The sequence below is a fragment of the Edaphobacter sp. 12200R-103 genome (assembly GCF_010093025.1).
Lineage (GTDB): Bacteria > Acidobacteriota > Terriglobia > Terriglobales > Acidobacteriaceae > Edaphobacter.
On record NZ_CP048114.1, the window covers coordinates 1,025,563 to 1,051,168 of the forward strand.

Below are 25,606 nucleotides of genomic sequence, written 5' to 3' on the forward strand. Positions count from 1 at the left end.
GCCCGAATCTCCGACATTCTATGAAAAATCATAACCCGTTTTGCAAATAAGGGATACAAAGCATTTTCTGGTTTCGGGCAAACAAGAGCACCAATCTGTCACAGTACTTTTACGGAGGTTGAAAATTAATCTTCCTGTAACATTGAAAAGGAGAGCGATAACGATGTTGCGGGAGATGCACGATCCAACTGAGATTGAGGAAAGATACGTCAGTGTGGACGGCGCCCAGCTGCATTATCAGCATGCCGGTTCCGGAAGATCTCTTCTTCTTCTGCATGGCCTGGTAGGCTCGTCGAAAAACTGGCGGAAAAACATCGCATCTCTCGCCCGGCATGCGAGTGTTTATGCGCTCGATATGCTCAATATGGGAGAGTCCGACCGGATCGCCGGGCGCGATTCCAGCCTGGAGACCACGGCGGACCTGGTAGTGGCCTGCATGGATGCTCTGGGACTTGAGACTGCGGACGTCGCTGGCCACTCTCATGGCGGAGCTGTGGCGATGATGCTGGCAATCCGGCATCCCGATCGTGTTCGCAGCCTGATTCTCTTTGCGCCTGCCAACCCATACTGCGACCTTGGGCGACACCTGATCGCCTTCTACCAGACGTCACTGGGAAAGTGGTTTGCGCGCCAGATTCCCTGGCTTCCGCGCAGGCTGAAAGCAACGGCCCTGGGTCGCATGTATGGCGACCCGATGCGCGTCCCGGCGGATGCGCTGGATGGATACGTAGACGGCCTGGGGATTCCGGGGACCATCGACCATGTTCTGAATATCGTGCGGGGATGGTCGTCTGATATGCGTAAGCTGGCGACAGTGCTTTCGAAGCTTGCAGACAAGCCGACGCTGCTGATCTGGGGAGATCGCGACCGGGCCGTGGGCCTCAATTCAGCCGAGAGGCTGCAGCGGGTCTTGCGCCAGTCCCGGCTGATGGTGCTTCCCGGGGTCGGTCATATCCCTTTTGAAGAGATGCCTGAGACCTGCAATGTCGCTATGGGAGAGTGGCTCCAGAGGCGTCAGCTTCCACATTAGGCAGCCCCAGATCAAAGGTCTGCGTGACCCAGGATCGCAGCGCCTTCTGCATCTGGACGAGCTTTGCGCCGGGTGAGGAGGGCACTCCCTGAAAGAAATGTTCCGCTCCTTCGATCCAGATAATCTCCCTTGGTTCGGCGGCATGTTTCAGGATAGGATTCATCAGGGCTCTGGGACCGAACTGGTCTTCAGCGCCGCTGATAAAGAGCTTTGGCTGTGGGCACCGTTCAAGAAACTCATACGCATAGCTGCGGCCTTCGGCACGATAGGGAACTCCCAGGCCCACGAGACCATGGACGAGGGGATCTCCGCAACCGAGCTGCAGACTGATAAATGATCCAAAGGAGAATCCCGCGACTAGCACCGGAAGGCCAAGATTTGCATCCAGCCAATCCAGCGCCGCCCGAGCGTCGTTCAGCTCACCCGGACCATGATCGTGTGTACCCTCGCTCAGGCCAACTCCTCTGAAGTTGAACCGCAGCACAGGCAGGCCCAGGCCGGAGAAGACCTTCATCGCGTGATAGACCACCTTGTTGTGCATGGTCCCGCCGCCCAGCGGGTGAGGATGGCATACGAGCGCCGCGAAACGAGCATTGCCGCTTCCCGTGTTCAGTACAGCCTCGAGCTTGCCCGCCGGCCCGCGAAGGTCGTCAATGGAGCGAATCACAGATCCGGAAGAAGAAGACATAAAAGCACCGTCTTTTATAAGTTTAGCGAGCGAAGTCATTCGTAAAAACGGGCCCGAAATCACTGTATCGTATGCTGTAAGTCATATGCCAGTTGATCCCGTTCAGCTTACCCGCCAGCTCGTCGATATCGAATCCACCACTTACCACGAGGGAAGAGCGGGGGCGTTTCTGCACGAGTACCTTCTGGTCCAGGGTTATGCTGTGGAGCGCATGCCGGTCAGCCAGCCGGACCGCATTCTTACACCCGGCGCCGGGGACGGGGATCGCTTCAACGTCTATGCCGCAATGCCCGGCGTCACGCCGGATGTGGTCCTTTCGACCCACATGGACACCGTCCCTCCTTACTTTGGCTGCACAGAAGACGACGAGTTCCTTTATGGCCGCGGAACCTGCGACGCCAAAGGCATCATCGCTGCGCAGATCGCCTCTGCGGACCGCCTGCGCGATGCAGGAGTGAAAGTCGGCATGCTGTTTGTGGTGGGTGAAGAGCGGGACTCTGCCGGAGCCAAAGAGGCCAACCTTCATCCCAAAGGATCGAAGTTCCTGATCAACGGCGAACCTACAGAAAACCGCCTTGCGCTGGCCTCAAAGGGATCCCTGCGCGTAGAACTCCGGGCGAAGGGAAAGATGGCCCACTCGGCCTATCCGGAGCTGGGCGAATCGGCCATCAACAAGCTTGTAGAAGCCCTGCACGACGTCCTCGCCATGCCGCTGCCGGTCGAGCCCGAGATCGGCCCATCGACCCTCAACATCGGACTCGTCGAAGGCGGACGCGCCCCCAACGTCATCTCCGACAAGGCGGAGGCCCACATCCTCATCCGGCTGGTCGGTCCGTCGGGGGAGATCCGCCAGAACATCCTGCAGACCGTAGGGGACCGTGCCGATGTGACCTTCTCGCTCGATCTGCCGTTCGTGCGGATGCGTAAGGTGGGTGATCTTCCGACGATGGTGGCAAAGTTTACGACCGATATTCCATCGCTCACGGCATGGGGCGAACCGTTTCTTCTGGGGCCGGGGTCGATTCTCGTGGCGCATACGCCAGACGAGAAGATCGCCAAGAAGGAGCTGCTGGAGGCGGTGGACCTGTACTACGACCTTGCTACCGGTCTGGCAGGCTAACAGGGAATCAGGCGAGATTCAGCAGGGAATTAGGGACGCGTTTTCCTCACTGGTCGCGGGCTTAACATAGAGTCATGGCCGCCGAGTTTACGCACCTTCATCTCCACACTGATTACTCCCTGCTCGACGGCGCCTGCGATGTCGACAAGCTTGCCAGCCACCTGAGCAAGATCGGCCAGAAGGCCGCCGCCATGACGGATCACGGCAATATCTATGGCGCGGTCCACTTCTTCGACGCCATGAAGAAGAAGGACATCAAGCCCATCCTCGGGTGCGAGCTATATTTGTCCGAGACCGCGGACCACCGCGAGATGTCCGGCGGCTACAACCACTTTCTAGTTCTTGCCGAAAACGAAGAGGGCTACCGCAACCTCGTCCGCCTCACCAGCGAAGCCGCGCTGCACGGCTTCTACCGCAAGCCCCGCGTCTCCAAGGAATTTCTTTCGAAGCACACCAAAGGTCTCATTGCTTTTTCCGGCTGTCTTGCCGGTGAGCTCAATCAGCACCTGATGGCCAACAAGTACGAGGAGGCCAAGAAGACCGCCGGCATGTTCCAGGATATGTTCGGGAAGGAAAACTTCTTCCTTGAGGTGCAGGACCACGGCCTGGAGCCGGACAAGCCCGTTCGTGAAGCTCTCTACCGCATGGAGAAAGAGCTGGGCATCCCGCTGATCGCCACCAACGACTCGCACTACGTCGCCGACGATGACTCCCGCGCCCACGAGATCCTGCTCTGCGTCCAGACTGCGGGCTCGATGAACGATCCCAATCGGTTCAAGTTCGACACCCAGGAGTTTTACATCAAGTCGGCCGAAGAGATGCATCGTCTCTTCGCCGACAATCCTGATGTCTGCACGCGGACGATGCAGTTCGTCGACCGCTGCAACCTCAAGCTCAGCAAGGTCGACAATCCCTTTCCGGACTTTCCGTTGCCCGAAGGCTACGACCTCGACAGCTACTTCGAAGCCGTGTGCCGCGAAGGCCTAAAGAAGCGCCTTGAGACCGACGTCGCCCATCTCCGCTCCATTGGCCTGCTCAAGAAGACCATCGCCGATTACGAAGAGCGTCTGAACCGCGAGCTGGACTGCATCAAGCAGATGAAGTTCCCCGGCTACTTCATGATCGTATGGGACTTCATCCGCTACGCCAAGGAACAGGGAATTCCCGTCGGCCCGGGCCGTGGCTCCGCTGCCGGTTCTCTGGTTGCCTATGTCATGGAGATCACCGACATCGACCCGCTCCAGAACGAGCTGCTCTTTGAGCGCTTCCTGAATCCCGAGCGCGTGTCCATGCCTGATATCGATATCGACTTCTGCATGAACCGCCGCGGCGAGGTCATCGAGTACGTCAAGCGCAAGTACGGCATCGACCAGGTCGCGCAGATCATTACCTTCAATACCATGGCCGCCAAAGCGGCCATCAAGGACGTAGGCCGTGCCCTCGAGATGCCCTACGGCGAGGTGGACCGCATCGCCAAGATGATTCCCGCAACCATCGGGATCACCATCGATGCTGCGCTGAAAGACAATGGCCCTCTGGCCACGGCGTACGACGGCGATCCCAAGGTCAAGGAGCTGATCGATACGGCGATGCGCCTTGAAGGCCTGGTTCGCGGAGCCGGAGTCCACGCCGCTGGTGTCGTGATCGCGCCTAAGCCGCTTACCGAGCTTGTTCCGGTCACCCGCACCAAGGACGAGGCTACCGTCACCGCCTACGATATGAAGGCCGTCGAGAAGATGGGCCTTCTCAAGATGGACTTCCTCGGCCTGACGACTCTCACCGTCATCGACGACTGCTTGAAGCTGATCAAGCAGACGACCGGTGAGGTGATCGACATGGCGAAGATCCCGCTTGATGATGCGAAGACCTACGAGCAGGTCTTCCATAAGGCTTTAACCTCCGGGGTCTTCCAGTTTGAATCCGGCGGTATGCGCGACGTTCTGCGCCGCTACAAGCCCACCACGGTCGAAGACCTCACCGCACTCAACGCGCTCTACCGTCCCGGTCCGATCCAGGGCGGCATGATCGACGACTTTATCGAGCGCAAGTGGGGCCGCCGCGCGGTCGAGTACATGTTCCCGGAGCTCGAGCCCATCCTCAGGGAGACGCTAGGCGTCATCGTCTACCAGGAGCAGGTCATGCAGATTAGCTCCGCCATCGGCGGCTATTCGCTCGGCGGCGCCGACCTCCTGCGTCGAGCCATGGGTAAGAAGAACCCTGAGGAGATGGCCAAGCAGCGCGACACCTTCATGGCCGGTGCTGCCCAGCTGAAATTCGACAAGAACAAGGCTGGCCAGCTCTTCGACCTGATGGAGCAGTTCGCCGGATATGGCTTCAACAAGTCGCACTCGGCGGCCTACGCTCTGCTGGCGTATCACACGGCGTGGCTCAAGACCCACTACCCGGTCGAGTTCATGGCCGCGCTGCTGACCAGCGAAACCTCGAAGCCCGAGAACGTCGTCAAGTACATCGGCGAGTGCCGCGAGATGAACATCCCGGTCGTGCCGCCCAACGTCCAATTCTCCGATGCGAACTTCACCCCAATCATCACCGACAGCGGCAAGGCCATTGGCTTCGGTCTCGCCGCCATCAAGAACGTCGGTCACAACGCCATCCTTTCCATCATCGAAGCGCGCACTGCTTTAAAGCAGGAGGGAAAACAGGGCTTCGCTTCACTCTACGAATTCTGCGAGAAGGTGGATCTGAGCCGCCTCAATAAGCGCGTGCTTGAATCACTCATCAAGGCAGGTGCGATGGATGCCTTCGGCAATCGCGCCCAGATGACTGCTGCCCTCGATTCAGCGATGGAGAGCGCGCAGAAGGCCCAGCGTGATGCTGCCGCCGGTCAGCACGGACTCTTCGGCATCTTCGATGCGGGCGGACCTGCAGGTGGATCAAGCCACGACAAACTTCCCAGCGTTCCCGAGTGGGACGAGCACACGCGTCTTCAGTGCGAGAAGGAAGTTCTCGGTTTCTTTGTCTCCGGCCACCCGATGGACAAGTACCGCGAGAAGCTACGGAATATGAAGGTCGTCACCACGGCTGCGGCCGTCGAGATGAAACCCGAGCCGCAGGTCTTCCGCCGCGGACGTGATGAGCAGCCGCAGAACGAGATTCAGATCCCGGGCGTTATCACCGGGCTCAAGGTGGCGAAGTCCAAACGTTCGGGGGAGCTTTATGCCCAGGCCACACTTGAAGACACGACCGGCAAGATTGAACTGATCGCATTCCCCCAGTCTTACGAGAAGCTGGCCGAGAAGCTGAAGATCGAGGTTCCGGTTCTCGTTCGCGGCGTCCTGCGCGGCGAAGAGGACTCCGCTCCCAAGCTGGCCATCTCAAACATCCAGGCGCTTGAGGATGTAAAGATCAAGCTCCCTGAGGCGCTCCGCATCAAGGTGCCACTGCATCATCCTGACGGCGCCTTGCTTGAGAAGCTGCACGAGATCCTGATGACCGCTCCCGGCAAGGGCAAGCTCCTGCTGGACCTTGAAGAGCCAGGCGAATTCTGTGCTGTGCTGGAGCCCAACGGTGTCTCCGTCGCCGCCGATCGTCTTTTTATTGACCGCGTCGAAGAACTGGTCGGCCAGGGCGGCGTGCGGGTTATCGAATAGCTCAATGGCAATCCGAAGAGCTGCTCGCGTATGCAAAATGGCAGGGTAGGTTAGAAGCGCAGGACGGGCCCCAGTTGCACGCCCCAGTTCGTCGTGTTGATGTAGTTGTCGTGCGACATGAAGTAGAGACGTGGGGGCGTCCCGATGCCGTCTGGATCGCGCACAGTGCTCTTGACGCGAATGAGGGTCTGCACGGCAGTGGCGCGGAAACCGAAGTGTTCATTCAGCCGGATCTCTCCGGAAGCGGTGGCTGAAGCGGCGAAGTTGAAGTTTCGCTTCAGCGCGGCCGGATCCTCGCCGGTTTTGGAATACGTTGCGAACCCCGGCGCCAGGCCGACCTTCACAGCGTAGCGTTTGGTCGAGTAGCCGGATCGAACGCCGAAGGTCGCCGTCGTCAGGGTTCCTCCTACGCTGAGCGCCGATACAGGGCTCGCATCCGGATAGACCGAGACATCGCTGACGAAGTCCAGATAACGCCGCATCCTTATGCCCAGCGTAAGCCCGGTGCCCGCGGCGGTTGTGCGGCAGTTTGTGCATGATGTGTGATTCGTCAAAAGCCCCATGGTCGAGTAATGAGGGAACAAATCAATATGTTCAACCGGTTGCTCCGACATCAGGTGTTGGAACCGAATCTGGACAGGTGACTGGTATTCGCTGGGATGTTCGTAGTCGCGATACCAGGGATAGCGTCCGCGCAGCATGTTGGCCAGAGAGCGCGGAGGATTGAGAGACGACCGCACGACCTTCCAGCCAAAGTTGTCGGGACTGCGATGCACCAGGGGGTCAGAGATATAACGGTCGATGGCGTCCTCTCCCATCAGCCATAGCGTGCCCACCATCGGAGTGATGATGAAGTCGACCCATCCAGTGTTGTTGGTGTAAGTCGTGTTCGGATTTTCGCAGTAGTCCGGCGTTCCCGGATGTTTGCTGCAGCGGATGGGATAGGTGAATCCTCCCTGGTTGAAGATGGCTGTCTCTCCCAGGGGACCAATCTCCCATTGGGTCGAATAGACTGTCGTCCACAGAAAGGCGCGGAAGCGGCTGCGCCAGTACTCCCGGCTTCGCGAGATCTCCAGGTTGCGCCCACGCGGATCGTTCTGAACGAGGATGTAACCGGAGATGGCGCCTTGCATGGGATGACCGATGTAGTTGACCTGAATACTGTCGCCATCGTTCCAGCGGCGCATATTGAACTGCTGCAGAGAAGCCCAGTAGTTCGACCAGAATGGCTTGTTAAGCAGCAGATGCCGGTCCTTCTGATCTGCCGTCATAACGCGTGTCACATTCTGCAGCATGTCGAAAGAAAGCGACTGCAGCAGAAGTCCCTTCCAGTGAAATGGCTCAACCATCTCAGGATGGTGGACGGTGCGTCCTCCCAGAGCAACTACGTCATAGGTATCTGTCGATGTATAGTAGGGCCGGAAGAATTGGCCCTGATACGAACTGCTGCTCGGGCTGGAGTCAGCCGCGCTGATGTCGAGATGAGGCTGGGGGCCATCGATCAGGTTTGCCGTCGAAGGAACTGCGCTCATTCCATCCGGCACAACCTCCGGCGCCTGCCCGAAACAGAGACAGCTAAAAAAAACAGAAATTCCAACAGCAAAGCGGAAACGCATGAATTACTTTCTGTCCATAGGGATTGATTCCGGCGGTATGTCCCTCACCAAAGGGAAATCAATGTTGCTTGATCTCCAGTCGAAGAGGGGTATGCATTACGGATTCCCGATCCGGAGCGATAGCCTTTACGCATAGGACAGCCTCGGAGAGTGCAAAGAGGCTTCTTCATTGCGAAAGCTATCCTCCTAATTTTAGCTACGATGCAACTTAGCGGCCATCCGCTGTATCTTCAGCAGTTAACAGTGCGGCACTCGGATGCGCATATCGCATACAATCGGAAGAGAGCAGGACAAGCTGAAGATATGGCCGAAAAAGAAGCAAGCACCGCAACCCATGCAGGAACCAGCGCTCCGCAGATTCCAGAGGCGTGGGCCCGTACAGAGTTAGCGAGACATCCACAGCGTCCTTATCCGATGGATTTTATTCAGGCACTCTTCACAGGCTTCAGCGAGATTCATGGCGATCGCGCCTTCGGCGACGATCAGGCGATGTCGGCAGGTATGGCATGGTTTCATGGCGAGCCGGTCATGGTGATTGGAAACCTGAAGGGACGCACCCTGAAAGAGCGTGTGGCCCGCAAGTTCGGCTCGCCTGATCCCGAGGGGTATCGCAAGGCTTTGCGGGCGATGAAGATCGCCGAGAAGTTCTCGCGGCCCATTTTTACCTTTATCGACCTTGCAGGGGCCTATCCCGGCATCGGTGCGGAGGAACGCGGACAAGGCGAAGCGATTGCCCGTAACCTGCTTGAGATGTCGCGGCTGCGTGTCCCTACCATCGCCACCATCACCGGCGAGGGCGGCTCCGGTGGAGCGCTTGCGCTTGCGGTGTCCGACCGCGTCCTGATGCTTGAAAACTCGATCTACTCGGTCATCTCGCCGGAAGGTTGCGCCTCCATCATGTGGAAGGACGCCGGCAAAAAACAACAGGCAGCCGCCGCGCTGAAGTACACCGCCGCCGATGTCCGTGCCCTTGGCTGTGTCGACGATGTTCTCCCGGAGCCCGGGGAGGGAAGTCACGCCGATGCGCCCGCTACGTTCGCTGCACTGGATGAGCGGCTGCAGTTTCACCTGGCAGCCCTTCGCGCGCTTCCTCTGGATCAGCTTCTGGAGGAGCGTTACCGCAAGTTCCGGAATATAGCGCAGTTTTATACCAGCGATTCTGCTGGAGCACAGACGCCGGCCACGGTCGGCGCATAGCGCGGCGGCGTTGGCCCGCCCTTGGAGCATACTGGTTGTCGTATCCGTCGGACCCAACGACCCCGCATCGGAGAGCAGGGAAGGCCTTTCAGGCAGCCCGGTTCGCCGCGGCCCTAGCCTGGGCGATATCCTCGCGGCTGCTGGCGGACAGTTCCGCGCGCGGACTTACCACCCGCCTCAACGTGGATGTGTGGCAGCCCTTTCTCAGTGGGATATTCCTTCTGTTCCTGCTGGGGATCGGATACTTCCTGCTGGAGACGATCGCAAGGCGCCCGGCATCCATGCGCTCCGTGCTTGGACTTCCCACACGTTCTACTGCCGGAGAAGAATGGCTCACCGGAGCTGCGATCGGCTGGGGGATGGTCATCCTGGCCGTCCTGCCCATGGCTCTCACCAACCGTCTGCATGTCACCTTCTGGACCGAGCCAGGAACGCTTCGGCTGTTGATCGCCAACATCTTTTCTGTCGCCGCAGCCAGTCTGGCGATCGAAGTCATCTTCCGCGGCTACCCGTTTCGTTGCCTGGTCGATGGTATCGGTCCTGTTGCTGCCACGCTCTGCATGACGGTTTTGTATGCACTTGCAGAGGTAATGGTCAACGGCGCCAGTTCTACCGGCGTGCTCGTTGCTCTGCTGATGGGCGTCCTATTCTCTGTCGCATGGTTCAGAACACACGGCCTGTGGCTTGCCTGGGGGATGCACTTTGCATGGACGGCCAGCATGGGAATCCTTTTTGGCCTTCCGGTTGGAGGACGTCACCATCTCTCTGTGCTGGTCGCGACGATTGCCCGGGGCAGCCGGTGGCTCACAGGAGGCCGCTACGGACCGGAGGCTGCGCGCTTCACTCTGGTGGCGCTCGCCATCGGTCTGGTCGTTCTGGTTCGAGTCACCCGTGACTACGCCTGGAACTATACGCATCCGCCCATCGTGCCGGGAGGCTATCCCATGGAGGCGAAGCCGCCCGCCGAGCACGTCGCCATGGAGCAGGCGGCTCAGAGCCGTCCTCCCGCGCTGGTCCAGATCCTTCCCTCCACGCCGCAGGGTCCGACCGTTAATCACCCTCCCGGCGAATCCAGCCGACAGCCCTCCTCCGGCACCTAAGCATCTCTCTCTCTTTCACAGCCTGGAAAACCATTCGCCGCCTCCCACTTGTCAAAAGAGATGAGAAGGCGCAAGCTTGTTTCTACCCGAGGTGCTTCCATGGCGACGCACACGCACAGTTGGGTTTTCTTTGCAGGGCTCTTCCTCCTCTCTGCTCCCTTCGTCTCGTCACAGGTCTTTGTTGTGGGAGAGAAGACCGCGACGTCTGAGATCGCCACCTCCTTTACCCCTACCAGCCTTCCACTACCGACCGACAAGCTCGGAGAACGCGGCCGCAGGGAACTGATTCGCAATCTCGAAGCAGAGCAGGGCTTCGCGCATCTTGCGCTTCCGGTCGGCGTTATAACCCTTAAGGCCAATGGGGACCTGTCTCCGGCAGGCGATAAGTACCGTCAGATGATCTATCAGAAGGGAGAGGCCGCAGGGCCGGGCGATCGTGTGATGGTGACCGCGCTTTCCATTAAGGGCGACCAGCTCGTGATTGACCTGAATGGCGGTCCCTATGCCAAGCATCGATTTCTCAGCCACATTCAGTTCAACGACAACCCTGTAGCGGCTACCACCGGGGAACGTCCCATGGGCTCGCGTATCACCCTGGTCTTTCCCGGCGGCATTCCGGACGTCTCGGCTCCTGAGGTGAAGGCGCTGCTCGCACCTGTCATTGATTTTGGGGTCAAGTCCGGAGCGCAGGCCTACGCCGACACGCTTCCTCCCCGGCTCCGGGATGCTGTCGCTGCGCACGAGGTCCTGGTCGGTATGAACCAGCGCATGGTGATTGCCTCGCTTGGAGCGCCGGAGCGTAAGGTGCGCGAAGAGAGCGGCGACGCGAATGGCGCCGTTTATGAGGAGTGGATCTACGGCCACGTTCCCCAGACCGTGAAATTTATCCGTTTCAAGGGAGACCGGGTTTCTGTAGTCGAGATCGCCGAACTGGGTAAGCCCCTCCAGATTCACGACAAGAATGAGCTCGAGGATGCTGAGGTTCCGGCCAACACACGGGTGATCGCTATGGGTGACAAGGCTCCTGGAAAAGATGGCGGCGACTCTGCTGCGCCCACACCTCCGACCCTCCGTCTGCCGGGCGAGGCTGCCCCGGCTAATGCTCAGGGAAAGGTACAGTATCCAACCGATAAGGACGCCTCCCGGCAGGCGAACCGGCAACCCATACCAGCGGTTCCAGGATCACCCGCCGATCCTCAAAGCCAGGCGCCGCCCCCCAGTGTCCAGACGACACAACCGGTCCGGCCGCAGGATATTGGCAGACAGGCGCCCTCGCTCGGCACCCAGCCGTAGCATTCGGCACCGCAACGATGTAAAATCATGGGAGCCACAACCGCAGTTCTTCTCCTTCGATTTCTACCGAGGCGCTGCCCGGACAATCCTGAGAAGTTCCGGATGTCTTCGATGCTTCTGCAAGTTATTCAGCGAGCATCGGATATCCCGCGCGCGAGCCGAAACATTCGTACCAGGGAGAGCAAGCATTATGGCAAAGATTGCCAAGACTGGCGACCGTAAGAAGGTCATGGACACCAACAAGAGCACAGATTGCCCGAAGTGCTCCAAACCCACCCGCATCGTCAAGCGTGTCAAGGATCGTGAGCGCGGAGTTCCGGGCGGCGTTTACATCTCCTGCTCCGCCTGCGAGTTCTTTGAGAAGCTGTAAGCCTTAGCTGATTTCTATTTACGAGCAGCAAAAAAGGGAAGGCCCCAAAATACGGGGCCTCTTCTGTTGCCTGTGGAAAAATGGGACGCGGCTAAGTCCCGTTGTAGCACTGATGTACCAAAGTTGTACAAAAAATAACGTTTACTTCACTTGACGACTGTCTCTTTGGCCGGGCAGACTCTAGTCCGAAAGTAGGGAATTCGTTCTATGAGCACCATTGCAGTGTCGAATCCATCTTCAGCTTCCTCGAATCATCGCTCCTTTACCTCCCTCCCGCATTTTGATCGGCCTACCTACCTGATGTGCCCTCCGGAGTGGTATGACGTTAATTACGTTATTAATCCCTGGATGGCCGGGAATCTCCATCGCCCCTCACGCGACCTTGCCTACGCGCAGTGGAAAGAGCTTCACAGCCAGCTGCAGCGCATCGGCGACATCCGTCTGATTCACGGGCAGAAGGGCCTGCCGGATATGGTCTTCGTCGGCCATGCCGCCCTGGTGCAGCATGGCGTCGTCGCCCTTTCCAGCTTTACTCATCCCCAGCGCCAGGCGGAGGAGAAGAATCTGCGCCGCTGGTTTGAATCTGCCGGTTTTATCGTCTGGGAGACACCCCGCGAGACCGCCTTCGAAGGTGAGGGAGACGCTCTCTTCAACGCAACCGGAGATCACATCTGGGCTGCCCACGGCGTACGGACCTGCCTTCAAAGCCATCGTCATGTCGCGGATGCCTTCCACGTCGGCGTAAGCTCGCTTCACCTGGTGGATCCTCGCTTCTACCACCTCGACACCTGCTTCGCGCCGCTATCCGGTGGCCACCTGGTCTATTTTCCGGGTGCGTTCGACAAGCCATCCCTGGCAAAGATAGAAGCAGCATTTGCCCCGGAGATGCGGATCATGGTCACTGAAGCTGAAGCTACCAGGTTCGCGTGCAACCTCATCAACGCGGGCCGCGAGATCATCATGGGTGCAGCAGGAACCGATCTGGCGGAACGGCTCGGCATGGCCGGCTACAACGTTGTTGAGGTCAATCTGAGTGAGTTCATCCGGGGAGGAGGCTCCGCCAAGGCGCTCGCGCTGCGGCTGAGCGACAGCAGGGTAACTAACGGATAAGGCTTCCCGCTTTTCTAAATCAAGACAGCAAGGCCCGGTGATCGCCTACCGGGCCTTACCGTTTGCGCCTATTTCCTCCATCCCCGAACTCGGCGATCGCCCGATCGGACAGCAACCTGCGAGGGGATGTTTACGACTAAAGCTCAGACTGAATCTCGGCCAGAATAGCCCGTGTCGCTGCTGCCGGGTCGGGCGCCTTGGTAATCGGCCGCCCCACCACCAGCAGAGAAGCACCCCGCCTGATCGCATCGGACGGCGTCGACACTCTGCGCTGGTCATCCAGCGATGTCCCTGAGGGACGAATCCCCGGCACGACCAGGAGAGCATCGTCGCCGATCTCCTGGCGTAGCGAACAAACCTCTTCCGCCGAGCAGACCATTCCGTCGATCCCGCTTGCCTTCGCCAGTCGCGCCAGTCGAAGGGCTTGCGCAGCAGGAGTCTCCGTGACGCCGACCGCGGCCAACTCCCCAGCGTCCATGCTGGTCAGCACTGTGACGGCGATCAGCCGTGGCGAACCGGGCGCCTGGGCAGCCTCAGAGGCTGCGCGTAGCATCGCTCCGCCTCCACAGCCGTGGACCGTCAGCAGGCTGGCCCCGGCACGGGTAGCCGAACGAACGGCCCCGGCAACGGTATTGGGAATGTCGTGCAGCTTCAGGTCGAGAAAGATGCTGTATCCGCGATCTCTGAGCTGCTCGACGAGGCCGTTGCCGGCAGCGTAGTACAGCTCCATGCCGACCTTCAGCCAGCGACAGGCGCCATCCATCCGGTCCACGAGATCCAGAGCCGCTGGAGCGTCGGGAACGTCCAGCGCGACAGCAAGATAGTCTTCAGGAGATTGATTCAGGGAGAGATTCTTCACAGCTTCAGTCTAGCGGATGCTCCGGGGAGTTCCGTTCCCGCCGGACTGAAGCTGTCGAAGATCTGGCAGGGAACTAGAGTCCCTGGCCGACTGTGACCGGTTGGCGGAACTGCGTGATGAGCTGTTGCGCCATCTCCGCATCGCCGGGCCGAAGCTTTTCAAGCTTGACCTTGCCCAGACCAGTGATGCCGACGGCCTTAGCCGCAGCATAGGATAGATCGACGATGCGGTCGTCCGGCACCGGGCCTCGATCGTTGACCCGGACGAATATGGATCTGCGATTCTTCAGATTGGTCACGCGCAGCCAGGTCCCCAGGGGGAGGCTGCGGTGGGCGCAGGTGAGGCTGTTCATGTCGTACTGTTCGCCGTTGGCCGTCTGCTTGCCCTGAAAATATCGTCCATACCACGACGCTGTTCCAACCTGGAACCAGCGGCGCGCCTTGCCTTGCTGAACCGGCTTTTTCTCTACAGGCTTCTTCGCCGATACAGCAGGATCGCTGGCCGACGCAGTGATTCCGAGTGCGACCAGCAGTGTTGCGATGGCAACTCCACGCCTGGTGGGGACAAGCTTCTCCCCCATCTTCGTAGAAAGAATGTTCATGCAACCTCCTAGTAATATTGTCCCTAGGCGGAAACTGCTAAGTCAATCAGCAACACAGGGTTACGGGGAACTTCGACTTGCAGGATGCTACTCAGCTGTGCTAAAGAAGATCAAGGAGTTCTGCTTCGATATTCGGACCTTCCAAAGTCGTTTGAGCCCATTTCGGGCCATTTTATGGTTGGAACCCGGGTCTTGAACCTTTTTCTCGAAAAAATTAGAAAAACCTCAAAATTCTTGAAAACGGCTCCGGAAAGGCCATTTTCGTATCTATGCAGACCGTTCTCACCATCGCCGGCTTTGACCCTTCCTCAGGCGCAGGGGTCACTGCAGATTTGATGGTTTTTGCGGCGCATGGGCTGTTTGGAACTTCCGCGATTACCAGCCTGACCGTTCAGTCGACTACAGGAGTGCGTTCAAGTGAGCCTGTAACCGGCCGGACGCTTGCCGAAACGCTCAATTGCCTCTACTCCGACCTGCCGCCTGCCGGAATAAAACTGGGGATGCTGGGGACGTCCGGGATTGTAGAGGTCGTCGCCAACTACCTGGAGAGAGTTCGCAGGTCTTCGGACGGCACTCCCGTCGTTCTCGACCCCGTCATCCGTTCAAGTTCGGGAAGAGAACTCCTCGATACCAGAGGCGTCGATTTGCTGAAAGAGCAACTGCTGCCCCTCGTGGACTGGGTAACTCCGAACCTCGCCGAGTTGAGCCTCGTGACAGGAGAGCGGGTGGAGACGCCAGTAGAGCTCGTCTCGGCGGCGCGCTCCCTGCAGGGACGCTTTTCGAACCTGAACATTCTGGCGACCGGCGGCCATCTTGAGCGGCCGGACGATTTGCTGCTAGCTGCCGATCACGAGCCGAAGTGGATTCGGGGGGAACGTATCGAGAGCCGGTCGACCCATGGAACCGGGTGTGCCTTATCAAGCGCCTTACTCAGCAGGCTGGTGCTGGGAGATCGAGCCCCGGAGGCTGCTGCGAGAGCCAAGGAGTATGTCGCCGAGGCCATACGTCGGGCAGTGCCGCTCGGCTTTGGGAATGGGCCGCTGAACCATCTTTGGCCACTCCGCTAGCGAAGCGCAGCCATGATTCAGGCAGCGGCCTGAGGCGCGCAGAGTCCTGTTACCTTATCTCTATGCCACTTACGCTCGTCCTGAACGGCCATACGCGAATCTTTGAAGCTCTGGAAGTGTCCTCCACGTTGGAGGATCTTCTTAAAGAACTGGAGCTTAAGGGCGACCGTATCGCGGTAGAGCATAATGGGGAGATCGCAACGAGACAGAAGTGGAACGAGATCCGGCTGGAGAACAATGACCGGCTGGAAGTGGTTCATTTTGTGGGCGGCGGATCAATAGGATAATTAGTGTTTTCATCCATATACGCCAAAAATATTAAAGTTACTTTGCAAGCTGGACGCGTTGTTCCCGGAGGTTCTGCCCGGTCACCTCGTAGAGCAGCCGCTCCCAATGATCTCCATATTCTTTCCATCCACCCAATGATTTGACCCGCGTCAGTGCTGCCTGACTCATACGCTCACGCAGGGAGGGATCGTCCGCCAACTGCTGCATGCGGTGTGTGAGAACCTCCGTATCACGGATGGGGATGATAAAGCCCTCGACGTCATCAGTGAAAAGATCTTCGGAGCCAGTGTTGGTGGAAGCAATCACCGGGCACCCGCAGGCCATCGCCTGACCCTGGACCAGGGCAAGGCCTTCTTCAATACTGGGAAGCACCATGACGGTACTAGTGCTCATCAGCTCGATGAGACGATCCTGGGGGACTGAACCCAGGAACTCCACGTTCTGCTGAGGGAGTCGCGAGAGTACGGCTTCGAGATCGGGCCGCATGGCGCCAGCCACCCGAAGGCGTTTGGCCGGGTGCTGGACCTGCGAAAACGCCTGGAGGAGGTAGGGAAATCCCTTGCGAAGACTGACCGCGCCGGCAAACAAGACGTCAAATCTTCCTTCCTGAGGCTGCCCAACCGGACGGAAGCGCTCCAGGCGCACTCCATAAGGGATACGGCGAAGTTTTTCTTTGGGAATCCCCATCTCAAGGAACGATCGCTCAGCGAATCCTGAGGGCACGGTAATCAGGTCAGCGGCCTCATAGATCTTTTCCTCGCGGACGGTATCTCTCTCGTCGCTGACTGGAATATTGACGCCCCAGCGCTGATATTCGTCCGTAACGATCTGCTCCTGATAGCGCTGATGGGAGGATCCTCGATCACAGATATAGACCCCGCCCGAATTCTGAACTTTTTTGCCAGCTTTAAGGCCCGCGCCCGAGATAGCGATAAAAGCGTCGCAGACCGGGATGCGGCGCAGCATCCATTCATCGAAGGCCAGGGCGTTCCTATAGCCGAGAAAGTCGGTGGCCCACCGGCCTCCGATGCGGTACTTCTGAAACAGAAACTCCGCGGTATGGAGCCAGGGGAAGGTCTGCACACGGGAGTGCGGGAGTCCTTCGCGCTGAAGGCGGCGCCAAGGGAAGGTGGAGTAGATGACGGACAGATGTCCGCGGCGTTCCAGCTCGCGAGCCAGCTCAAAGTGATGAAAGACGCCAAAGACAGCCTGAACGATTCTCATGAAGGGTGGGAAGGGCCTCAGGTCGATAGTAACAAAGGGGAATGGAGGCTCCTGGGCACGGCTGGAAGTGGCAAACCTGAACCTAAGGTTTTGTTGGCGCCCGATAGAAATGTCAGGGTTTCTAGCCCATTAGAAATGTCAGTATAACCTCGTAGTCGTCGTGCGGTGGGAATGTGTGAAATCGCGCTTTTGCGATTTCCACATTTCCATCCCCCCCCCCCGCGGATTTTTGTAAGTCGTTCGTTCACTGACGAGAAGCTTACGCGTGAGTGCCGATCCGCTATCGATGAGCGAGTTGGCGATTTTGCACCAATCGATATTCTCGGATAGATCGCAGGATTCTCGGATAGATCGCAGGCCGCCGGGCCATGAATCTTCGCTTGTCCACGAAGTCTGTTGGCCGTTACTTAAAAATCAGATGGCGATCCTAAGCGACCAGACTAAGTCCCCATGCAACTTAAGTTGCATGGATATCAAGAACTCTGACAGTTACTTTTGCCAGGCTGCCTTTATAAGTGCTGCAACGAAATAGGTTAGCGGACTAACCCGGTTACAGAAACCAGATTCGTTGTGTCGCTATTTTCCTTGGGACTATTCAACGTTTTGTCATCGTTCCTATCTGTCGATTTGTCCAACCCGCCTTGGAGACCTCTGATGAATGCACCCTCCCTCCGCTCCTCGCACCCCTTCTTGCGTTTTTTTAAGGAACCGTTTCTCAAGGTTTCATTTGCGATGGCGTTGTTAGGGCTGATTTTGATCATTCCGCAGACCGCGTTCGCCGCGATCTACACGGTCAAAAATACATCGGATTCTGGTTCCGGTTCCTTGCGCGACGCGATCAATCAGGTGAATGCCGGTAGCGGTGGCGATACGATCAACTTCTCCGGCGTGACGGGCACCATTACGGTCGCCAGCACGCTGGTGATCACGAAACCAGTCACGATCAACGGTCCCGGAGCGAACATCCTGGCGATCTCCGGCGGCGATGCGGTGGGGGTCTTCAGCTTTGGAACGGGCACGACGAACAGCGTCATCTCCGGTTTGGAGATCACGCATGGCTATGCGACGACTGCCGCTTCGCACCAGGGCGCAGGCATCTATACCGCTGCTGCGATCTTCATCAACAACTGTACGTTCTCCTACAACACAGCTGGGGGTGTGGGCGGCTTGAATGCCGGTGGCGCTCTCTTTGGATCGACGCCACTGGTGACCATCAACAACAGCACGTTTTTCAACAACACGGCTCTTGCGGCGGACGGCGGGGCCATCTACGCCACCCAGTTGGCGGTGAACAACAGCACCTTCTACAACAATACTGCTGGACTACAGGGGGGAGCGATCTGGGTGCTAATAGGCACAAGGCTGACGATCAACAACTCCACGATCATCGGAAACTCTACGACCGGTACAGCCAGCGGGAGCACCGGCGGAGGGGGAGTCTGGGTTACCGGGAATCAGGTTGTCATCAAGAACAGCATCGTCTCTGGAAATAGTTCAGCATCAGTTGACCCTGACCTGCACTGCGCTCTCGCCTGCACACCTCCAACAGGCAATCTGTACGGCGACGCCACAGTTACCTCGTTGCTGACGCCTTTGCAGTACAACGGTGGGCCGACGGTGACGATGGCTCCGCTTCCCGGCAAGACCGGAATCATCGGCGCCGGTCTGAACAGCTCGCTGGCAACCGATCAGCGCGGCGTCGTACGCCAGACCTCGGGCGCGAGCGATCTTGGCGCGGTACAGAATTACAACCTGGTAGTTTCGACGACCGCAGACAGCACCGATCCTTCCTCCCTGTGCGACGGAAGCTCCGGCGATACATGCTCGCTGCGTGATGCGCTGAACCTGGCGAACACGCAGGGTGCAGGCGACATCGTCACCGTCACCGGCCTGACCGGCACCATCACTCTGAACAGTCCGCTGCCGGATGACACGGCCAATCTCAACATCAACGGCCCGGGGGCGAATCAGCTGACGATCGCAGGTGCGGGCAGCACCGGGATCTTCAACATCACAAATCCCAACTCTGTGACGAACATCAGTGGAGTGACGCTGAGCGGTGGCAGCAACACCACGGCCGGCGGTGGCGCGATCAACAATCAGGGCGTCACGCTAACGCTGAACAACTGCGAGCTGAACAACAACACAGCGACAGGGCAGGCTGGCGGCGCGCTGAATAATGGCATCAACGGCACGGCGTCGGTGGTGAACTGCACGTTCTCCGGCAACAGCGCGGCGAGCGGCGGCGCGATCAACAGCAGCGGTGTGCTGAACGTTGAGAACAGCACGTTCAACGGAAATACCGCAAGTTCAGGTAATGGCGGCGCGATCCTCAACCAGGGCCTGGCGGCGGTCACGAGCACCACGATCACCGGCAACGCGGCGAGCGCTCTGGGTGGCGGCATCGAGAACGTCGGCACGATTGCGGTGAGCAACAGCATTGTGGCAGGGAACACCGAGGCGGGAAGCCCGAACGACGATTGCGGCTCGTGCGGAACGCAGACCACCTTCAACCTGACCAGCACGGCGGGAACGCCGGTAACCGCGGCGCAGGTGATGCTTGCTCCGTTGTATTACTACGGCCCTAACCAGACGGTGCGGACGATGCTGCCGATCCCGGGAAGCCCGGTGATGCAGGCAGGCGATCCGACGCAGTTGCCGGTCGACCTGACGACAGATGAACGCCAATTGCCACGCACGATCAACAGCAAGCTTGATCTTGGCGCGGTCGAGAGCAACTACGGCAGCGTTCAGTTTATGCAGCAGCCGACCGACACGACGGTAGGCGTAGCGATTTCGCCGTCCGTCAGCCTGAGTATCACCGAGAGCGGCGTAACAGCTCCGAATATTCCGCTGACGGTCTCGTTCACCGGTGCCGGCGTATTGAACGGAACATTGACCGAGACGACGGTTGCTCCGGTGAATCCCGGCGATCCAGCCGTCGCGACGTTCTCAGGTCTGAACGTAGACACGGCGGGAACCGGCGATGTCCTGAACGCCAACGTTACGGTGACGCCTTCGGGTGTTGCACCGGCGGTGACGCTGACGGCCACCAGCAATTCGTTCGATGTCGCTCCAGTCATCAGCGTGCCGACAATTACCGTTGGCCCGGCTTCCCCCGTCGCCGGTCAGCCTGCAACGATTACGGTCGTTGTGCCAACGGTGGGCAGCACGCCTGCCAGCGGCACAGTAACTATCTATGACAACGGCAACGCCATCGGAACCGGCACGCTGGGACCGGACGGCACCGTCGTGGTGACCATACCGGGAGGGATACTTCCGGTGGGTACAAGTACGATCACAGTCGGGTACACCGGCGATGGTCACTATGGCAGCTCGACCAGCGCTCCGCAAACAATATCGGTGACGCCGCCAGCGGCCTTGGATTTCACGTTGACTCTGACTTCGGCGCAGAACCAGACCGTGATCTCCGGTGAGACCGCACCCTACACGGTGAAAGTTGCTCCTACCAATGGAGCTTATCCAGGAGTCGTTAGCTTCACGGCAACTGGACTTCCCGCAGGCGCAACCGCGACCTTTAATCCGACGACGGTTGCAGCCGATGGCGGACCGACGGCGATTAAAGTCAGCGTGCAGACGGTCTCTTTACTCGGCGCAAATAATCTGGGCAGGAACGTCACTCCGATTGCTATGGGGCTGCTTCTGTTGCCGTTAGCTGGTGTAAAGCGCAAGCGGCTTCTTAGGGGCAGAGGCGCAGCGGGACGGTATCTCTTTATGGCGGTTCTTCTGCTTGCAGGTGTGGCTGCCACGGCTGGTTTGACCGGTTGTGGGAATGGCAATGGTTTCTTCGGCCATGCTCCGAAGACCTACAACATCACCATTACGGCAACCAGCGCATCCATTCAGCATTCCGTCAACGCTACGCTCAACGTGCAGTAGACATGAGGAGAAAAATAATGCACTTGGTATCTCGGTATTTTCTGCTGCTCGCTGCTCCATTGTTGCTGACCGCCAGTTTGAAAGCACAGGCGACTGCAACTGCCTCCAGACTCGGCCACCAGGAAGTGGACCTCGCCGTCACTTACACGGCACAGCATAGCAATCTGGTCTCTACTCCTACCTTCTGGCAACAGGGAGGTGGGATTGAGATCTCGACACAGACATATCGCGGCCTGGGCATTGCAGCCAACATTACGGGTACGAACGTGAAGGCCGCCGCGAACAGCGGCGTTGGGTTAACCATGGTCACGGCCACGTTCGGTCCACGCTATACATGGAATAAATCATTGGGTGCCGCACATAAACGGAATCTCGCTATCTTCGGCGAGGGACTGATCGGGGAGTCGCACGGCTGGAACAGCTATTTTCCGTCGCTAACTGGAGAACAGACAGCCTATAACTCATTCGCCCTGCAGGTGGGTGGCGGTGTTGACATCGGTTTATCCGGCCACTTCGCAATCCGCGCCATCCAGGCAGACTGGCTTCGTACCCAGTTCCCCAACAGCACAACCAATGTTCAGAACAGCTTCCGTCTTGCTGCGGGAATCGTCCTCCGCTTCCCGCAGCATCGGAGGTAATCGCTTACGTTGTTTCCGCGAAAGCCACATGCCCTCAGCCATCATCCAGCGCCGAAGAGTCTCACGCAAAAGTGGGACCGAAGTCGGTACATTTAGCATTCGCTGACCCCTAAAAGGGAGGCCGCCTCTCAGGCCCATCCCTTGAACATGACATTTCTAACGGGCGGCTACAGGTTGACTATACATAATATGTGTTATCAGACATAAGTCTGAAACTGAATCCTGACGATCAGGCATAATCTTTAGGTTTGCAACGTCTCACTATAAGGCGAGTTGCACCGTCTTATCCCGAGAGTGACTGCTTGTTCTTCTTCCGATCGACGATAGGTCTGTTTCCTGCGCTTGTGCTGCCCATCATAGGGACGCTTTTTTGCAGTGCGCAGACGGTGCCCCCGTTGCCGATTGCTACGCAGTCCTCTTCCACTCCTTCGGTACTCTCCGGGGTGGTTCTGAACGCGGTGACCGGATCTCCCGTGTACCGTGCGTTGGTTCAGGTGAATGGCCGAGCCATGCTGACCGACCACGAAGGCAGGTTTGAGTTTGACCAGTTCACCTCCTCAGGAAGCGTATCGCTTGAGGTCCGGAAGCCCGGATTCTATTTTGGAGGCGAAGGAGGGGGTTCCAGCAGAACCCTGCGGGTCGAACAGATGGGGACGCCGATCATTCTGCGGATGCGGCCTGAGGCCCTGATTACAGGGACCGTCACGGCGCCGGATCACTCTCCACTCCCCCGAACGATGGTTTCAGCCCTGCGGAGTATCTATAACCAGAGCGGTCATCACATGGTGCCGATGGGACAAGGGCTGACCAATGCACATGGAGAGTTCCGAATTACTGTCCCGGCCGGCGATTACCGGGTACAGACAAACTTTTCTCCACGACTGGCAGGTTCCGGACAGGCCATTCTTCCAGTAGCTTACCCGGCAGATCCTGATGGTCTTCTTCATATTCCTGGTGGAACCGAACAGCGGCTGGAACTGCACCCAGCGGTGAGCCAGTCATACCCGGTGAAGCTGAAGATTGAGACTGGCGAAGAAAGAGGTTTCCCCAGCCTGCTGGCAAAGACGAGCGATGGCAGCATTCTTCCAGTCCGGGTGACGAGGGCCGCAGAAGCCGGGAGTGGCGAGATGCGGGTAGAGCTTCCGCCTGGCACTTTTACCCTTATCGGCTATTCCAACCGTGGGAGCACGATGGAGTACGGAGAGGCCAGCATTACGGTCGGTGATGGTGAGGAGGCCGGATTGGTGATGCAGCTAAGCCCCGTTCCTCCCATACCGCTTCAGATTGTGGCGGATTCTGAAGCAACGTCCGATAAAGCGCTGCCCACGGCCCAGCAGTTGGGAATCTTTCTGGAAAATATCCAGAGCGTTCGTATGAACCCTTTCCCCTCAGCGGCCGCCCAAAGGCAGAACAATCAGGAGTCGGCGCTTCATGCGGCACCGGGAACCTACAAGCTGGTTTCCCGCAGCTCAGGCCAGTGGTTTGTTAAGGCTGCGAGCTATGGCACGACGGATCTATTGCGCAACACGATGACAGTCACGTGGGGTGCAGCGAGTGCTCCCATCGTTGTGACCGTCAGTGATCGTACGGGAGGACTGCAAGGCACAACGGCGATGAAAGGAACAACGCAGCCAGCCTGGATCTATGCCATTCCATCGGAAGCAGCTTCAGTTCCCTTCTATGAAGGACACAGCGGCGCCGATGGAACGTTCCGTTTTCCATACCTTCCTCCGGGCAGTTACCAGGTGGTTGCATTTGAAGACAGAGCCTACGACAACCTGGCCGATTCAAAGATCATGGGCGCGTACGCCACTTATATTCATGGCGCAACCATCCACGCTGGAGAGACAGCCACGGTGAATCTGGAGGCTGTGCCGGATGCGGAGATGCGCCCATGACCGGCCGGCTTCTACGGATGATGCTCGTTTTTGCAGCTATTGCAGGACTGCCAAAGGCCTGGGCTGCCCCGGACGGCAGCGCGTATGAGATTGCGGGCATCGTCGTCAGCAGCGTGGATGATAGCCCTGTGCCCCATGCTCATCTGAGCGCCCAGTCTGCCGGTTCGGGGGAGCCCATAGAACGTCAGCGGTATCGCATGGGAGGTCCGTCAGCGGGGATCGAAACGGATGCGGATGAGCATGGCCGCTTTGTGATGAAAGTTCCAGCCGCAGGACGATGGAGACTGATGGCCAGCGCCATTGGATATGTGACACAGGCCTACAACGCTCATGATGAGTATTCCTCTGCGGTGGTTTTGACGCAGACCGCACCTCGAATCGATCTGCGCTTTCGCCTTGCTCCCGAGGCGGAGATTACAGGAACGGTAGTGGACGAGGCTGGTGAAGCGGTGCGCAATGCGCGGATCACTCTGGAGCACCGTCCTGCAGCGTCTCCCGATCGTGAGCAGCAGGAGTTCCGAAATCGGATGGTCGCCCAGACCGATGATCGCGGCGTCTATGACTTCAGCGGACTGGCGCCCGGCGACTACAGGGTTGTCGTGGATGCAAAGCCCTGGTACAGCACGTCGCTGCAGCCGCAACTTAATAATGGTCAGGCGGCTCAGGACTCCACCCTGGATGTGACTTACCAGCGGACGTGGTATCCGGGAGTGAGCGATCCGGCGGAGGCTGAAGTGTTATCGCTGAAGCCGGCAGGTGTTCACCGCGCGGATATCCAACTGACACCTATTCCTGCGGTGCACGTGATCTTATCTGCTCCGGCTCCAGCGGTCTCCGGCTCCCGGCGCTTCCCTGCCTTCCCCGTGGTGGAGCGAGTGGGGACAGGCGGTATTGGGATGGCGGCAGCCATCCCGAATCGCAGCCGTGACGGACAAATGGATGTGGGAGGCCTGGCTCCGGGGCTTTATCGAATCCGGATGGCTGGACCGAACCAGGAACGTGAGAGCAAGTTGATTGAGATTCGTCCCGGAGACACCAGAACGATCGATGCATCGTCCGCGACGAGCGACATGGCGAATATCACCATCGAAAACGAGGGTTCTGCAGCGGGCAGACCTGCAGGTGTTGAGCTAAGAGACGTCATTCACGGGACCCGGTTTACGTCGTTTTCGCAGGATATGTTTTTCCGTGCTCGCAACGAACGATCATCAGATGCACCATCGGCCGGACAAGGACAGCAACCGGTCGTCCTGCAGGTTCCTCCTGGAAAGTATGAGGTTCGTCTGATGGACCGGGAGTTCTACCTGATGGGAATCTCGGCAAAGGGAGCTGAGATCACGGGACGATTTGTAACCGTGCATAGCGGGGATGTAACGCTGAAGCTGCGGACAGCCACGGGCCGCGCATCCGTGCACGGCATCGCAGCGGCGGCAGGAAAACCGATCGAAGGAGCGATGATCCTACTGGTGCCAGCCGGGCTGGACGATCCAGGCAGCTTCGCATCGATTGTGCGCGACCAGACAAACACAGATGGCAGCTTCGACCTGAACAATGTTGTTCCCGGACAGTACATTCTGGTGTCAATCGCAAACGGAGAGCAGATCCACTGGAATGACGCCGAGACACTGCAGCGATACCTTACCCAGGGTGTCCCACTTGAATTGAAGCCGGATGCAAGAGTGAATGAAGATGTCGTCGTCCAGCAGCCCTAAAAGTAATGGCGGAGAGACAGGGATTCGAACCCTGGATACCTTGCGGTATACACGCTTTCCAAGCGTGCGCCTTCAGCCACTCGGCCATCTCTCCGCTTTCGCGGGACTATTTGACTCTAACACACTCTCGGCGGGTCATTTTGCTCCATCCATGTTTCCGTCGATCGTTCTAAACGGTTTATGTTTCGGATTGTTCCAGACCCCGTTCCCTGATGAGTTGACGCATTCTGCACAAGGGACATTCCCATGGAAAGAATCCAAGACGGCTAAGGATTTTTTCTTCC

General features: G+C 58.4%; 19 protein-coding genes and 1 tRNA gene. 14 read left to right on the forward strand and 6 right to left on the reverse strand.

Annotation, left to right across the window (positions count from 1 at the left end; all coding sequences use genetic code 11):
• Positions 1–163 precede the first annotated feature (163 nt).
• Complete coding sequence (locus tag GWR55_RS04300) at positions 164–1,030, forward strand: alpha/beta fold hydrolase (protein WP_238398638.1); 867 nt, start codon at positions 164–166, stop codon at positions 1,028–1,030.
• Here GWR55_RS04300 and GWR55_RS04305 read toward each other — a convergent pair.
• Positions 990–1,718 carry an alpha/beta hydrolase gene (locus GWR55_RS04305; protein WP_162401157.1) on the reverse strand — a complete coding sequence of 243 codons (729 nt, stop codon included), beginning with the start codon at positions 1,716–1,718 and terminating at the stop codon, positions 990–992. The genes GWR55_RS04300 and GWR55_RS04305 overlap by 41 nt on opposite strands.
• Before the next feature lie 85 nt (positions 1,719–1,803).
• Between GWR55_RS04305 and GWR55_RS04310 the strand changes: the two genes are divergently transcribed.
• Both GWR55_RS04310 and dnaE read left to right on the forward strand, forming a co-directional pair.
• Positions 1,804–2,838 carry a M20/M25/M40 family metallo-hydrolase gene (locus GWR55_RS04310; RefSeq protein WP_162401158.1) on the forward strand — a complete coding sequence of 345 codons (1,035 nt, stop codon included), beginning with the start codon at positions 1,804–1,806 and terminating at the stop codon, positions 2,836–2,838.
• Between the two features lie 74 nt (positions 2,839–2,912).
• Positions 2,913–6,449, forward strand: a complete 3,537-nt coding sequence (dnaE, locus tag GWR55_RS04315; RefSeq protein ID WP_162401159.1) for a DNA polymerase III subunit alpha — start codon at positions 2,913–2,915, stop codon at positions 6,447–6,449.
• Between the two features lie 50 nt (positions 6,450–6,499).
• Here the strand turns inward: dnaE and GWR55_RS04320 are convergent, their stop codons facing one another.
• Entirely contained in the window at positions 6,500–7,981 is a 1,482-nt protein-coding gene (locus GWR55_RS04320) for a hypothetical protein (RefSeq protein ID WP_162401160.1), read from the reverse strand.
• 387 nt (positions 7,982–8,368) lie between these two features.
• Between GWR55_RS04320 and GWR55_RS04325 the strand changes: the two genes are divergently transcribed.
• The 5 genes from GWR55_RS04325 (at position 8,369) to GWR55_RS04345 (ending at position 13,135) form a co-directional block, all read left to right on the forward strand.
• A complete protein-coding gene (locus GWR55_RS04325; RefSeq protein ID WP_162401161.1) occupies positions 8,369–9,262 on the forward strand; it encodes an acetyl-CoA carboxylase carboxyltransferase subunit alpha in 894 nt (297 codons plus the stop codon).
• A gap of 35 nt (positions 9,263–9,297) precedes the next feature.
• Positions 9,298–10,362, forward strand: coding sequence for a CPBP family intramembrane glutamic endopeptidase (locus GWR55_RS04330; RefSeq protein WP_162401162.1), 1,065 nt, complete (start codon positions 9,298–9,300; stop codon positions 10,360–10,362).
• A gap of 99 nt (positions 10,363–10,461) precedes the next feature.
• Positions 10,462–11,655, forward strand: a complete 1,194-nt coding sequence (locus GWR55_RS04335) for a hypothetical protein (protein ID WP_162401163.1) — start codon at positions 10,462–10,464, stop codon at positions 11,653–11,655.
• Positions 11,656–11,845: 190 nt separating this feature from the next.
• Positions 11,846–12,025 (forward strand): hypothetical protein, encoded by a 180-nt coding sequence (locus tag GWR55_RS04340; RefSeq protein ID WP_162401164.1) that lies wholly within the window; start codon positions 11,846–11,848, stop codon positions 12,023–12,025.
• 207 nt (positions 12,026–12,232) lie between these two features.
• Positions 12,233–13,135, forward strand: a complete 903-nt coding sequence (locus GWR55_RS04345) for a dimethylarginine dimethylaminohydrolase family protein (RefSeq protein ID WP_162401165.1) — start codon at positions 12,233–12,235, stop codon at positions 13,133–13,135.
• A gap of 136 nt (positions 13,136–13,271) precedes the next feature.
• On the opposite strand, the gene pyrF is transcribed toward GWR55_RS04345, so the two are convergent.
• Together pyrF and GWR55_RS04355 are read right to left on the reverse strand one after the other, a co-directional pair.
• Positions 13,272–13,994: an orotidine-5'-phosphate decarboxylase gene (gene pyrF, locus GWR55_RS04350; protein ID WP_162401166.1), complete on the reverse strand. Its 723-nt coding sequence runs from the start codon at positions 13,992–13,994 to the stop codon at positions 13,272–13,274.
• Positions 13,995–14,067: 73 nt separating this feature from the next.
• On the reverse strand, positions 14,068–14,595 hold the full coding sequence (locus tag GWR55_RS04355; RefSeq protein ID WP_162401167.1) for a septal ring lytic transglycosylase RlpA family protein: 528 nt from the start codon (positions 14,593–14,595) through the stop codon (positions 14,068–14,070).
• Between the two features lie 269 nt (positions 14,596–14,864).
• On the opposite strand from GWR55_RS04355, the gene thiD reads away from it, so the two are divergent.
• Together thiD and thiS are read left to right on the forward strand one after the other, a co-directional pair.
• Complete coding sequence (gene thiD / locus GWR55_RS04360; RefSeq protein WP_162401168.1) at positions 14,865–15,662, forward strand: bifunctional hydroxymethylpyrimidine kinase/phosphomethylpyrimidine kinase; 798 nt, start codon at positions 14,865–14,867, stop codon at positions 15,660–15,662.
• A 62-nt stretch (positions 15,663–15,724) separates the two neighbouring features.
• A complete protein-coding gene (gene thiS, locus GWR55_RS04365; RefSeq protein WP_162401169.1) occupies positions 15,725–15,949 on the forward strand; it encodes a sulfur carrier protein ThiS in 225 nt (74 codons plus the stop codon).
• 37 nt (positions 15,950–15,986) lie between these two features.
• Here the strand turns inward: thiS and GWR55_RS04370 are convergent, their stop codons facing one another.
• Positions 15,987–17,174 carry a glycosyltransferase family 4 protein gene (locus GWR55_RS04370; protein WP_162401170.1) on the reverse strand — a complete coding sequence of 396 codons (1,188 nt, stop codon included), beginning with the start codon at positions 17,172–17,174 and terminating at the stop codon, positions 15,987–15,989.
• A 654-nt stretch (positions 17,175–17,828) separates the two neighbouring features.
• On the opposite strand from GWR55_RS04370, the gene GWR55_RS04375 reads away from it, so the two are divergent.
• From GWR55_RS04375 to GWR55_RS04390, 4 genes are all read left to right on the forward strand, one after another.
• A complete protein-coding gene (locus GWR55_RS04375; RefSeq protein WP_162401171.1) occupies positions 17,829–21,074 on the forward strand; it encodes an Ig-like domain-containing protein in 3,246 nt (1,081 codons plus the stop codon).
• Positions 21,075–21,091: 17 nt separating this feature from the next.
• Positions 21,092–21,712, forward strand: a complete 621-nt coding sequence (locus GWR55_RS04380) for a hypothetical protein (RefSeq protein ID WP_162401172.1) — start codon at positions 21,092–21,094, stop codon at positions 21,710–21,712.
• A 395-nt stretch (positions 21,713–22,107) separates the two neighbouring features.
• Positions 22,108–23,610: a carboxypeptidase-like regulatory domain-containing protein gene (locus GWR55_RS04385; protein WP_162401173.1), complete on the forward strand. Its 1,503-nt coding sequence runs from the start codon at positions 22,108–22,110 to the stop codon at positions 23,608–23,610.
• Positions 23,607–25,322: a carboxypeptidase regulatory-like domain-containing protein gene (locus GWR55_RS04390; protein ID WP_162401174.1), complete on the forward strand. Its 1,716-nt coding sequence runs from the start codon at positions 23,607–23,609 to the stop codon at positions 25,320–25,322. The genes GWR55_RS04385 and GWR55_RS04390 overlap by 4 nt, the downstream gene beginning before the upstream one ends.
• Positions 25,323–25,328: 6 nt before the next feature.
• Here the strand turns inward: GWR55_RS04390 and GWR55_RS04395 are convergent.
• Positions 25,329–25,416: transfer RNA gene (locus tag GWR55_RS04395), tRNA-Ser, on the reverse strand.
• Positions 25,417–25,606 lie beyond the last annotated feature (190 nt).